The following is a 12092-nucleotide window of genomic DNA, read 5'->3' as shown; positions in this document are numbered from 1 at the left end:
TCAGCCGTCGCTCGAATCGGCACTATACGGCCGTTCCAGGTCTTAACAATGGCATAGTAATTGTCGTATCGCTCGGAGAGACGATGGCCGCGTCCGCGATCGGGGATCGGTGGTCGGTCGGCTATCGATCGGTCGAATCGTCGCCGGTCCACTTCGATCGCACGTCGCGACGGTGGTCTTCGATGAATAGGGAACTCTTCGGCGTATTCGGCGACAGAGAGACGTTCGAGCGATACAGGGCGAGCGACGAATTCGATCAGGTACTGACGGGACCGTCCGTCACCGTCGGTATCAGAGACGACGCGCTCGGTGCGCCCGGCTGGACCGCCAGCTACGCGGACGGCGACGCCCGGTGTGTCGTCTGGGGCGAAGCGTACGTCCCCAACGACGAGTCGTCGGAGGAGTCCAACGCCGCGCGCTGGCTGCTCGAACGCTACGAGACGGCGGGCCGCGACGCCCTGGACGCGCTCAACGGCTCGTATCTGGCCGTCATCGACGTCGGTGCGGACGACGCGTTCGTGGCGACGGATCCGGCCCGATCCCGCGAGTGTTTCTACACCGACGAGCCCGGGACGCGCGTCTTCGGGACCGACGCCGCCGAGGTCGGACGGACGGTTCCGGAGCCGACGATCGATCGGGACGGCGTCCTCGAGTTCCTCCACCTCGGCGTTGCCCTCGGCGAGAAAACCGCCGTCACGGAACTCAGCCGACTGCCGATCGACAGCCTACTCCGGGCCGACGCCATCGACTCGCTCGAGCGGTTCGTCTACCGCCCGGAGTCGTTCGATTACGTCGCCGAGCTCGCAGACCGCCTCGAGCGGGCGTTTCGGCGGCGGTCGACGCTGTCCGGGACCAAGGGCGTTCTCCTGTCGGCGGGCTACGACTCGCGGGTCCTCCTCGCGGGGATTCCCGGAATCGAGCGCAGTTTCACCGTCGGCGATCCGGACGCACAGGAAGTACAGGTCGCGAGTCGCCTCGCCGAACAGTACGGCGCGAGTCACACGGCGTTTCCGCCGGACGAGCGATATCTCCGCCCCGACGAGTCGAAGGTGCGCTACTCGCAGGGTATCAAGGAATCGCTGCACATCCACCACGCCGGCTACACCGACGAGATGGACGTCGACACGATGTTTCACGGCCTGCTCTGTGATACGTTCCTCCGGGGTCACTTCACCGCAGAGCAGACCGTCGACGTCCTCGACAAGCGGATCCCGACCGGGAGACTCGATCCCGATCCCGATCCCGTCGAGGAGTTGCTCGAGACCTTCGGCTACAGCCGCGACGCCAGTCGCGACCTCGCCGAACGGACGTCGTTCGGCGTCGATCCGGAGTCGTTCGTCAGGGACGCGATCGCCGACGAGCTCGACGCGCGGTCGTCCCGTGCGGACACTGTACAGAACGCGCTCACCTGCGTCGGTATTTCCAACCAGCCCTCGATGCCGTTTCACGCACATTTGGCCGATCAGTTCGTGACGTCGTTTCCCGCGGTCGACCGCGAACTGCTCGACTGGCACCTCCGGACGCCGCCGGAACACCGCACGACGGAGACATTCCTCGAGGCCTGTACGCGGGTCGACGACGAGATCTTGCGGTACAGGCCGCCGGACCGTCCACACGACGAGACGCTGCTCAACGAGGTCGAGCGCTTCGTTCGGCGGAAGACCCCGTTCCTCGAGTCGTTTCAGCCGCCGTGGCCCGACCGCCGGACGCTGTTCGACCGCTACGATTTCGACCGGCGATACCTAGATGACCTCGAGCACGTCCACGACCTGCCGGTCAGACACAAGTTGCGGCTCGTCGATCTCCGGACGTGGCTCGACTGCTGGACCGCGTCCTCCGAGGCGTCGCTGCCGTGGCTCGCCCCGCCGGAGTTCGCAGCGATTTGATATATCGACCCGATTGCGGTCGGAATACCAGTCACTTTTGATGACCGGAACGGTAGTTTCAACCTGTTTAATCCCAGGACAAATCGTTTGCCCAGATCAACCGTAACAATACTTATATACCGCGCAGGATTACCGCGGAATATGCGTCTGACGCCGTCTTGGTTGTTCGCTACGCCGTCGGATTCGTCCGAGTCCGAGGACGGCTCCGACGATACCGACGCCGAGACGGTTTCGGGTGTCACCATTTATCGGGACCCGTCGACCGATCTCTCGACTTCGGGATCCGCGGCCGAGTTCGTCCCGGACTCCAACACCGAGTTGCTGTCCGTACTGGACGAGATGGAGACGCCCGTCACCGTCGACGAGGTCGCCGACGAACTGATCCACCCGGCTCGACCGTCGGTCGAGACGTGGGCGTCCGTTCACGAACGGCTCTACCAGTATCGCCTTCCGGAACTCGATACGACGGGCCACGTCGAGTTCGACGCGGAACAGGGACTCGTCGATCGCCGCACGGTCCAAACCGACGCTGTCACCAGACGCGAGTCGAGCGGGTTCGAACTCCAGAGAATGCTTCGGCTCGCGGGACTCGCCGTACTGGTTACGTCCGGACTGGCGATCGCGCTCGTCGGCGTTGCGCTGCTCGTCTGAGCCGTCTCGAGAAACTACTGCATCGCTGTAACGTACTGTCACATATCAGTCGAGGAGTCGTTTGATCGTCGATACCGTGAACATGAGCAGAATGCACGCGCTCAGCGCGATTCCCGAGAGGAACGACGTGAACGGGAGCTCGAGTACCGCACCGAGCAGCAGCGCGAAGCCGAGGACCGTCGAGCCGACGTAGTAATCGTCGAGGCCCGCGTCGGACTCCTCCTCGTCGCTCGAGTCCGTCTCGGGGCCGTCCTGCAGGTACTGATCGACCTTATCTGCGCGCGGTTGCCGTTCGACGATGCCGCGGTTCTTCTGATAGTCGATGAGCCCCGCTTCGTCGAGCTTCGAGAGGTGGGACTGGTAGAGCGGAATATAGACGCGCTGACGTTGCTTCGAGGTGAGCTCCTCGACAGTCGTATCGTGTTCCCACGCTGCGACCTGTTCGGCGATATCGCGCATACGCACGGGGTCTTCGGTGCCGCGAAGGTACCTGAGGACCAACCGACGGCGTTCGTTTTGCAGGAGGTGGAAGATCTCGTCCTTGGAGAGCGAGGCCGAATCAGCCGATTGCTCGTCCGGGTCAGCCGACTGGTCGTCTGCGTCGGCCATATCCTGCTCAGTATCACCTTCGGAGCTGATATGTGCTGCTTTCATTGCGCCAATCTCCCCTAATCAGAAGTGTGTAATAAAGGGTTGAAACCGTATCTCTCAGACAAACTCATTTTAAGTGTTTTCACAAACGAGCTCGATCCTTTTAGTTTATTTTAAAACTGCAATATCTCGCCGATGAGGCCCCAATACGCGTGATTCACGAATCACTGATTGTTTTATTTCTATTTTCATAGAAGGTAATAATAGTGAGTAAATTATACTAAATTTCCTATCGTTGGAGCGTTCGGAACGCTCTAGAACAAACGAAAGGTACTTACGAGGAAATATTGTCTCATTTCTGGTAAATCAACCACAGGAGACCGCCCTATCGACCGGGTCAAACCGGCTTATCGGGACGATAATAAACCGCACGCCGACCGGATATTTCCGGTAATGAGCGACAGTCAATGGTGGTTTCTCGATCTGGCAGCGGTGATCGCGTTCACCGGCGGCCTCACGTTCGGCATCGTTTCCGGAATCGATGGCGTGATACGAACCGCGATAGCGCTCCCGATCGTTCTCTGTCTTCCCGGATATGCGTTCGTCTCGATCCTGTTTCCGTCCGAATCGGCTGACGAGTACCAGCCGTTCGACAGGCAGAAGACCGGACTCGAGACGCCGCGTCTGGTGACCGGCGGACTCGAGTCGATCGAACGGTTCGTCCTGTCGGTCGTGTTTAGCATCGCCCTCGTTCCGACGGTTGCCCTTTTCGCGTCCGTTACCCCTCGGGGTATCACCGCGGAAACGGTACTCCTCGGGCTTGCATCGCTGACCGTCGTCCTGTCACTGATCGCGATCGTGGCTCGCTACCGGTGTCCGTCGGAGCGACGGTTCTCGCCGTCGGTATCGGCGGGGTCGCTATTCTTCTCCCGGGAGCGACCGAGAGCCTACGAGCGACTCGATCCGCGACCGTACAACCTCGCGATCGCCGTCGGACTGGTGGTGCTGCTCGCGAGTGCCGGGTTCGCGGCTATCAACCCGCCACAGGGCGACGGCTTCACTGAGCTTTCGGTCGAAACCGAGAACGTCACGAACGTCACGGACGAGACCGAGACGCTGTACAACTCGACGTACACCGCCGGCCAGGCCGAGGACCTGCAGGTGACGATCACGAATCAGGAGCACGCCGAACGCGACTACACGACGGTCGTCTTGCTCGAGCGAACCGAGGGCGACGGTGACAACGTGACCGTCGCGGAACGTGACGAACTCGCCCGAGCGTCCGTGACGATCGCCGACGGTGAGGCGCGCGAGCAGACGCTCGAGATCACGCCGACGATGACGGGCGACGACCTCCGGTTGACGGTGCTGCTCTACGAGGGCGAGCCGCCGTCGGAGCCAACGTCCGAGAACGCCTACCGGACTATGCACCTCCCGGTCGTGGTAGAATAGCGGTCGCCGTCGGCTCGAGAGGCGATCGCTGTCGTCGGTTCCCCGGTACCCGATTTCATCGATGAACCCCTTTCTGGACGGTCGGCATCACTGACCAGCGGGTCCACTCGCTGTCGTCATCCCGCTGCGCTGGCTCGTCGGCATCACAGTCGGCCGACGCGGAGTCGAGAACTGGCCGGTCGCGGAGACTTGTTGTGCTCGCGTACGCGATCCGCCTACCCAATGTGTCCGATCCGACGCGACCGGATCGCGCGCTCGTGAGCCAGGTCGTCCCGAGACTGACGCTTCGGATTCTCTTCCAGATCGGAGTCACGATCGCTGCCGCAGTGCTGGCTGTCCAAGGGCAATCGATCGTCACCGACGTCTGGCGGCGGTTGCAACGTCGTCTCGCAGCGTACACGACGCCGCACCGTCGATCGTCGAGGAAGCGCTGACCGCGCTCGATGCCATCGGATCGGCCCGCTCGCTCCGTCCTCGAGGTCCCACTGTTCAGGACGGTGTTCGCGGTTCCAGCACGTCGGCCCATACCGATCGCGTTCGACGCCCTCCCTCGGCAGTCCCGTTCGATCTACCGGACGGTGTGACCAGCGGGCGTTCGGACGGAGAGCGGTTCGCGGATCGACGCCCGATGGTCGTGGCTATCGGATCACACCGCTACGGAACGCACTCGTCACGGTCGCGGTGTCACCAGCGTTCCTCGGCCTCGGAAGGGAGGTGTCGCCGCTCGTCGGCCTCGAGATACAGTCGCACCCGGTCCTCGATCCGAGAAGCAACTGTACCGATCCTCACCTCGAGAAGCAGTCGTCGCTACCCGCCGGCCTCGAGACGTCGATTCCGTTCCGTGCGAGAAATAGAGACGGAGAGCGTCGCGGTGTCGCTCTCACCTAGTCGGTGGACGGTGAAGGCGTACACATCGTCACGTCACCGTTCGTGTACACCGTGGCCTGGTTCGGCCCACAGAGCCGGTCGGCGGTGGCCTGCTCGATCCGGCCCGCTCCGTCGGCGTTGTTGAAGTAGACCGCCTGGTTCGCGGCGGTCGTCCGATGGACCACGTAGTCGTGGTCGGCGGTCCCGCCTTCGGGGACCGTCGCTATGTCCGTCGACGGATAGGCACCGGTCCGACTGAACAGCGTCTGATAGGGATGGTCGGTGTAGAGCCCCTGGTAGGGTCTGATTTCGCTGCCGTCGGGCGAGCCGGTCATCTCGCCGATCGACCCGACGGCGGCCAGTTCCGACTCCTCGTAGGCGAGTTGCTCGTGGTGGTCCTCGAAGACCGGGTTGTCGATGTTGCTCTCCGAGGCCACGATCATCGCGCCCGGGTAGACGAGCGTGAACAGGAGGAGAACGACGACAACCAGCGCGGGCGCGAGTCCCCGGTCGAGGGTCCGCAGCCCGATCGCGCCGAGGATCGCCATCGGCGCGTAGAGGAACGCGAACCACCGGTTCGGGATGAACGTGTGGATCCCGAACATCGGGAACCCCATGACGAACACCAGCATGAACGCCGCCGCGAGCAGCAGCGTGAACACCGACTGCTCGGCCCGGCGCCGGTGGACGATGTACAGGCAGCCGACGAACGTCGCCCCGAGCAGGAAGAGAAAGCCCACCTCTTCGACGTAGGGGACGACTTGGTCGAGCAGCGTCGTCGCCGCCTCCGCGGCTCCCGCCTCGGCCGCGTCATCGCCGGAGCCGCTCGCGATGTTGAGGAAGCCGGCACTCTCCTCGACGGTCTGGCGGAAGTAGCTCAGCACGGTCGCGAGGAACGACTGCTGGCGGTAGGGTGTCAGCGACCAGACGAAGATCGTCAGCCCGACGTTGAAGACGACGAGGCCGACGAGGTTGACCGGTCTCTTCGTCCGGAACACGCTCGTGTCGAGTCGCGCCAGCCCGAGCGGACCGATCTCGAAGACCAACTGTGCGACGAACGCCGCGAGCAGCAACACGAGCATGATGAACGTCGACACCTGGTGGGTGAGGATCACGGCGACGCTCGAGAGGAGCAACAGCGAGAAGTCACGGGTCGTGTACTCGATGCGCATCACCCGGAGCAACGCGTACACCATCGCGAGGAAGAAGACCAGCCCCATGCTCGTGGGGATGAGATGCAGGCCCCACATCGACACGTGGCTGGCGAGCGCGTACACCGCCGCCGCCAGCGTCGCCCACCGCTGCGAGACGAGCAGGTTCCCCCCGGCGTAGACGAGCAGGACCGAGATCGGCATCACGACGCCGAGCGTGAGGTACAGCGCGGAGCGCAGCGACACGTCGAACAGCATCGACGAGGCGGTGACCAGGAGGTGGTAGAACGGCGAGGCGTAGTGCTTGTCGTGTGAGATCGCACCGACTCGACCCTCCGTCACGATCTGTTCGGTCAGCCCCATGTGCGTCCAGACGTCGATCCCGATGAACCCCGGCGTCGCGTAGAGCGCGGTCCCGCGGAAGACGAGCGCGAAGAGGACGACCTGCAGCAACAACAGTCGGGCGTTGAAATCGCGGTCGCTCGCGAAGAGGATCTGGCCGACCAGCAGGGTCCCAACGACGCTCGCGAGGGCGAAGAACCGGACCGTTCGGGAGCCCTCGAGAACCGTCAGGACGATCAGTCCCGCGAGCCCGAGGAGGACCAGCGTCGGGAGTGACATCGTTACCTGCGACGGAAGGGTCAGGCGGGCGTCGTCGGTCGTCTGCTGTCGTTGATACAGACAGACGAGGTACAGGATACACGCCGTTCCGAGGATTACCGGAACCGTATCGAGATAGACCTGCGACGCCAGAAATCGCAGCGGAAACAGCACCAGTGCGATCAGGAGCCCGCCGAGCGCCGCGACGGTGTCGAGTCGCAGCGGGCGGAGGTCCGAGAGCCTCCCGGCCGGATTACGTCCCATGGCCCACCCCCGTCGGCTGACTCGAGCAGTCGGGGCGCTCGAGGACGCGGCGGTACACCTCGTGGAGCCGGTCGCCCAGCTCCTCGAGGCGCAGTCCGTCGATGACGTCGCGGCCGTCGGACCGACCGCGAACGGTGGCGACCCGCTCGAGGCCCGCGACCAGCGCCTCGTCGTCGTCGCTGACGACGCAATTGGCCACGTCGCCGATCGTCTCGCGGACGAAACCGACGTCGGTCGAGACGATCGGCAGGTTACACGCGGCGGCCTCTTTGACGACCATCGGTCCGCTCTCGCGGTTCGACGTGACGAGGAGGACGTCGCTGGCGTTCATGTAGTAGGGCATCTCCTCGTGGTCGACGCCGGAGACCGGACGCAACTCGAGGTCGACGTCGACCCGTTCGACGAGCCGACGCGCGCGGGGGAAGTCCTTGACCGCACGCTCGGTGTCGTACGGGAAGAGCGCGATCGGCTGGTCGGTCTCCCAGCCGACACGCTCGCGGGCCTCCGCCTGGGGAATCGGCCTGAACTGCTCGGTGTCGACGCCGAAGGGGATTACGTGGTGGTCGGTCTCGAGTGCCTCGGACATGGGTCGGCTCGGAACGATCGCGGCGTCGGCTCCGCGAGCCGCGTATCGGCTGATCGTCCGGAGCCACGAGCGGTCGCTCATCAGGTCCGTGCCCCAGAGACTCACCACGACGGGGCGGGTCGGCTGGGCGAACGCGAACGGCGTCGTGAGTCCGTAGTTCGCGTGGACCAGATCGTACTCGGCCGAGCGAATCTCCGAGAGGACGGCCGGGTAGAACCGGGCGTAGTCCGCCGGCGATCGGCCGCCGGCGTCGTCCGCTCCGGGAACGGTGCGGACGGTACAGTCGATGCCGCGCTCCTCGAGGACCGATACCTGGTGGTCGAAAAACGGTCGCGGCGAGGTGACCAGCTGGAGTACGTTCATGATTCGGTCGGATTCGTTGCGGACGGCGGGCGATCCGGTGTGGATGTTCGCGCGTGTGTTTCTATCTGTTCGACGACGAGGTCGGTTACGTCGATCCGTTCCGACAGCAGTCGCTGGTGGCGTTGCGCCCACGTTTCGGTCGGCTCTTCGAGGACCGACGCGGCCCGATCGAGCCCGCGGTCGTGTCGCCGCTCGCCGGTGTACTCGAACAGGAGGCCGTACTCGGAGTCGAGCTCCGTCGTGTATCCCAGCGAGAGCGGATTGACGTAGACTGCCGGCGTTCCGAGGACGGCGGCTTCCGCCGCGGTCGTCGCGCCCTCGCTCAGGACGACGTCGGCGTACGCGAGCAGATCGTGGAGCCGCTCTGGCGCCGTCTCGAACCCGTACTCCGCGAGCGCCGCGGGCGGTTCGCCCTCGGCCGAGAGCAGGACCTCGGCGCCGGCGTCCTCGAGCCGATCGACGACCTCGCGGGGATCGTCGAACCCGTCGTGGCCGACGTCGTGGGACGCCTCCCAGCTGCTGAGTCGAACGACGGCGAACCGATCGTCGGGAGCCAGTCCGACCGACTCGAGGACGGCCGGGTCCGGATCGAATCGGTCAGGGTGGAGGTAGGCGAGTTCGTGATAGCCCGGATACGTCACCTGTTTCGAGCCGATCTCCCCCCGATAGCACGACGGCGTGCAGATCACGTCCGCGAACGGGTAGGCGAGCTTCGTGACGAGCGTCGCGTGTTCGGTGTCGTAGAAGACGACGCTCGTCGTCCGAAGCACTGACGCGACGTGGGCGGCGGCGACGCCGCCGATGGCCGTGATGACGTCCGGATCGATCCGGCGGGCCCGTCGCAGCAGCTTCGCCTCGTAGGTCGCCTGAACCGCGGCCATCGAGACCAGCGAGTCGGACGTACCGGCGAGCACCTCGTGATCGATGTCGTAGGCCTCGAGGAGGTCGATCGCCACGTCGCTCTCGCGGGCGAAGACGTAGACCTCGTGGCCGCGGGCCCGGAGCTCCTCGATGGGATGGCGAAAGAAGTGGACGTGACCCGGATGCTGGATCGTCACGACGACTCGCTTCGTCTCCGTCGAGCTCGGGTGGGAGGATGCCGTCATAACCGTCGGTAGACGAACCCCGCTTCGCAGGCCGTGTCTTCGTCGAGGGTTCCCGTCACGTCGACCAGCGCCGGGTCGGCCGCGAGTTCGGAGGCCACTGCCTCGAGGTCGAGTTGCTCGAACTCCGAGTGTGGCGTCGCGACCACGACGGCATCGAACCCATCGAACGAGAGCGTCTCTTGGACGTCCAGATCGAAGGCGTTTCGGACCGCGTCGTCGTCCGCGAACGGATCGAACCCGGCGACGTCGATGTCGAACTCCGCGAGCCGATCGACGACGTCTGCGACCTTCGAACTCCGAATGTCGCCGACGCCCGGTTTGTACGACAGCCCCAGAACGAGCACGCGGCTCTCCCGGAGCGTCTTGTGACAGCTGTTCAGCGCCTTGATCGTCAGATCGGCGATGTGGTCGGGTACCGACTCGTTGACGGACCGGCTCGTGCGCACGAGTTCGGGCTCGAACCCCTCACGGGCCGAGCGGTGAGCCAGGAAGTACGGGTCGACCGGAATGCAGTGGCCGCCGACCAGTCCCGGCTGGTAGTCGTGGAAGTTCCACTTCGTGCCCGCGGCCTCGAGGACCGCCTGCGTGTCGACGTCCATCCGTTCGAGCGCCATCGAGAGCTCGTTGACGAAGGCGATGTTGAGGTCGCGCTGGGTGTTCTCGACGACCTTACTGGCCTCGGCGACCTCGATCGACGGCGCGCGGTGGACGCCCGCGTCGACGACCGATTCGTAGAGGGCCGCCACGTCCTCGAGCACCTTCTCGTCTTGAGCGCCGACGACCTTGACGACGTCCGCGAGACCGTGTTCCTCGTCGCCGGGCGTCGCGCGCTCCGGCGAGTAGCCGACGAAGAATCCGTCGCCCGCGGTCAGATCGGAGGCTTCCTCGAGGGCGGGAACGAGGACCTCCCGGGTCGTCCCCGGGTAGACGGTCGACTCGAGGATCACCGTCGTCCCGGGTTTCATCTTCGAACCGACGGTGGCGGCGGCGCTTTCGACATAGCTCAGGTCTGGCCGATCGTCCTCGTCGATGGGCGTCGGGACGGCGATGATAACGTAATCTGCGTCGCCGATCTGGCTGGCGTCGCTCGTATAGGAGATGTCGTCGTCCTGGACCGCCTCGTCCGAGAGGTCGCCGGTCGTGTCGACGCCGGATTGCAGCCGCTCGACCGTCGACTCGTCGACATCGTAGCCGATGACGCGGTAGTTCGACCGCGCGAACCCGACCGCGAGTGGGAGGCCGACGTAGCCGAGGCCGACGACGCAGATCGTCGCCGCTTGGCCGGACTGTTCGTCGGCGTGTTCCTGGGTCGCGCCCTCGTTGTCAGACTGAAATGCGTACTCGCTCTGCCGCTCGTCCGCTCGGTTCTTCGTGTCGCTCAATGTCGTAGTCATGGTTGAGACGGGATCTGGGCCGTTACACGACCGTATGCAACGGTGACTGTCCGATCTGTTCCGCTCTTAGTCCTCGAGAACCATCGAGACGACTGGGGCGGTTTACTATAGCCGAGATAAACGATTGCAACAGACGAATTCGACGGACAACCCGACCGCTGGGTGTCCTCTGGACCGATGAACCACCGATCGACGAAATTGCGACGACAGTCGCTTAGAATGGTGTTAAACGAGCTTATACGGATCTATAATGAAAGGGGAGTAGTCCGATGTCTCGATGCGGTCGGCGATTCCAACGTCGATAGGCCATCGCCATTCCACCGTCGACAGACCACCGCCGATCGTCACAGAACCGAACACCCATGGTCTCACTGCCCCAGATCGGAGTTTCCGTCCCGCTCGCGTCGATTCACGCGCCAGTTCGGATCGACGCGATCCGCGCGTCGGATCACCGACCCGATGCGTCCGCAATCGTCTCGGCCTTCGAGGTCGGTGTGAGCGATGTGTTCTCGCCCGGGACGTCACTCTGGGGGCTCTCGTCGGCCCTGGAAGTGGCTCTGATTACGGTTCTGTTCCTGCTGGTCAGTAGCCTCGTCGCGATCCGCATCGCCGAGGCATTGTCCGACCGAGACGTCGATCTGGTTGCGCTCCCGTCGCGATCGATGATTGCGACGGGGTCGACAGAATCGGATCGAACGCGAGGGACGGACCGCTCACCCACCGCTGATCATCAGTCGTTCGACCGGTACATCGCACCCGACACACCATCCGTACTGCTGAGCGACGAAGGGAAAGTCGTCCGTCTGCTCGTCGCGAACGACGGGCAGCTTCGTCAGCATCGAATCGCTGACGAGACTGACTGGTCGAAGTCGAAAGTCAGTCGGCTCTGCTCGCAGCTGGACGCCGACGGAATCATCGAGAAAGTATCGGTCGGCCGGGAGAACGTTATCACCCTGTCCGATCCGGCGATCGACGACGCGACCGGGACGGACGACGTCGAGAACCCACTGGCGTAGTCGCTCCGACGGCACCCACCGATACGGACCCGTACCGAAAACCGGGTCGAACCGATCGCACCGGCTGACTTCTCCCTTCCGCTACTTCGATCATAGAGCGGCTGAGCCGCCAGTTATCACACCGATAAGCGATCCGATGCGTTCGGTACGGTCACGTCGGTTCCG

Annotated in this window: 9 protein-coding genes; 4 read left to right on the top strand and 5 right to left on the bottom strand. The window is 64.1% G+C overall.

Annotation, left to right across the window (positions count from 1 at the left end; genetic code table 11):
• Window positions 1-182 precede the first annotated feature (182 nt).
• A complete protein-coding gene (locus WD430_RS01800) occupies window positions 183-1886 on the top strand; it encodes a hypothetical protein (RefSeq protein WP_339104327.1) in 1704 nt (567 codons plus the stop codon).
• 141 nt (window positions 1887-2027) lie between these two features.
• Window positions 2028-2537 carry a hypothetical protein gene (locus WD430_RS01795; protein WP_339104326.1) on the top strand — a complete coding sequence of 170 codons (510 nt, stop codon included), beginning with the start codon at window positions 2028-2030 and terminating at the stop codon, window positions 2535-2537.
• A gap of 45 nt (window positions 2538-2582) precedes the next feature.
• Here WD430_RS01795 and WD430_RS01790 read toward each other — a convergent pair whose 3' ends face one another.
• Complete coding sequence (locus WD430_RS01790) at window positions 2583-3191, bottom strand: hypothetical protein (RefSeq protein ID WP_339104325.1); 609 nt, start codon at window positions 3189-3191, stop codon at window positions 2583-2585.
• 390 nt (window positions 3192-3581) lie between these two features.
• Here WD430_RS01790 and WD430_RS01785 point away from each other — a divergent pair, with 390 nt between their 5' ends.
• Window positions 3582-4580: a DUF1616 domain-containing protein gene (locus WD430_RS01785; RefSeq protein ID WP_339104324.1), complete on the top strand. Its 999-nt coding sequence runs from the start codon at window positions 3582-3584 to the stop codon at window positions 4578-4580.
• An 884-nt stretch (window positions 4581-5464) separates the two neighbouring features.
• Here WD430_RS01785 and WD430_RS01780 read toward each other — a convergent pair.
• The 4 genes from WD430_RS01780 to WD430_RS01765 are packed head-to-tail and all read right to left on the bottom strand — an operon-like array spanning window position 5465 to window position 10911.
• Window positions 5465-7462, bottom strand: a complete 1998-nt coding sequence (locus tag WD430_RS01780; RefSeq protein ID WP_339104323.1) for a hypothetical protein — start codon at window positions 7460-7462, stop codon at window positions 5465-5467.
• A complete protein-coding gene (locus tag WD430_RS01775) occupies window positions 7452-8411 on the bottom strand; it encodes a glycosyltransferase (RefSeq protein WP_339104322.1) in 960 nt (319 codons plus the stop codon). The genes WD430_RS01780 and WD430_RS01775 overlap by 11 nt, the downstream gene beginning before the upstream one ends.
• Complete coding sequence (locus WD430_RS01770) at window positions 8408-9517, bottom strand: DUF354 domain-containing protein (protein ID WP_339104321.1); 1110 nt, start codon at window positions 9515-9517, stop codon at window positions 8408-8410. The genes WD430_RS01775 and WD430_RS01770 overlap by 4 nt, the downstream gene beginning before the upstream one ends.
• Window positions 9514-10911 (bottom strand): nucleotide sugar dehydrogenase, encoded by a 1398-nt coding sequence (locus WD430_RS01765; RefSeq protein ID WP_339104320.1) that lies wholly within the window; start codon window positions 10909-10911, stop codon window positions 9514-9516. Before WD430_RS01765 ends, WD430_RS01770 begins: the two co-directional genes overlap by 4 nt.
• Window positions 10912-11273: 362 nt before the next feature.
• On the opposite strand from WD430_RS01765, the gene WD430_RS01760 reads away from it, so the two are divergent.
• Window positions 11274-11927 carry a helix-turn-helix transcriptional regulator gene (locus tag WD430_RS01760; RefSeq protein WP_407067132.1) on the top strand — a complete coding sequence of 218 codons (654 nt, stop codon included), beginning with the start codon at window positions 11274-11276 and terminating at the stop codon, window positions 11925-11927.
• Window positions 11928-12092 lie beyond the last annotated feature (165 nt).

This window comes from Haloterrigena sp. KLK7 (genome assembly GCF_037914945.1).
In the GTDB taxonomy this organism is placed as follows: domain Archaea; phylum Halobacteriota; class Halobacteria; order Halobacteriales; family Natrialbaceae; genus Haloterrigena; species Haloterrigena salinisoli.
The sequence above is the reverse complement of the archived record's forward strand: the minus strand, read 5'-3'. Positions and strand labels throughout refer to the sequence as shown.

What these genes read in the sequence shown, in the direction of transcription:
- WD430_RS01800 (WP_339104327.1), top strand. Translation starts at nt 183, where the DNA reads ATGAATAGGGAACTCTTCGGCGTATTCGGCGACAGAGAGACGTTCGAG.
- WD430_RS01795 (WP_339104326.1), top strand. Translation starts at nt 2,028, where the DNA reads ATGCGTCTGACGCCGTCTTGGTTGTTCGCTACGCCGTCGGATTCGTCC.
- WD430_RS01785 (WP_339104324.1), top strand. Translation starts at nt 3,582, where the DNA reads ATGAGCGACAGTCAATGGTGGTTTCTCGATCTGGCAGCGGTGATCGCG.
- WD430_RS01790 (WP_339104325.1), bottom strand. Translation starts at nt 3,191, where the DNA reads ATGAAAGCAGCACATATCAGCTCCGAAGGTGATACTGAGCAGGATATG.
- WD430_RS01765 (WP_339104320.1), bottom strand. Translation starts at nt 10,911, where the DNA reads ATGACTACGACATTGAGCGACACGAAGAACCGAGCGGACGAGCGGCAG.
- WD430_RS01775 (WP_339104322.1), bottom strand. Translation starts at nt 8,411, where the DNA reads ATGAACGTACTCCAGCTGGTCACCTCGCCGCGACCGTTTTTCGACCAC.
- WD430_RS01770 (WP_339104321.1), bottom strand. Translation starts at nt 9,517, where the DNA reads ATGACGGCATCCTCCCACCCGAGCTCGACGGAGACGAAGCGAGTCGTC.
- WD430_RS01760 (WP_407067132.1), top strand. Translation starts at nt 11,274, where the DNA reads ATGGTCTCACTGCCCCAGATCGGAGTTTCCGTCCCGCTCGCGTCGATT.
- WD430_RS01780 (WP_339104323.1), bottom strand. Translation starts at nt 7,462, where the DNA reads ATGGGACGTAATCCGGCCGGGAGGCTCTCGGACCTCCGCCCGCTGCGA.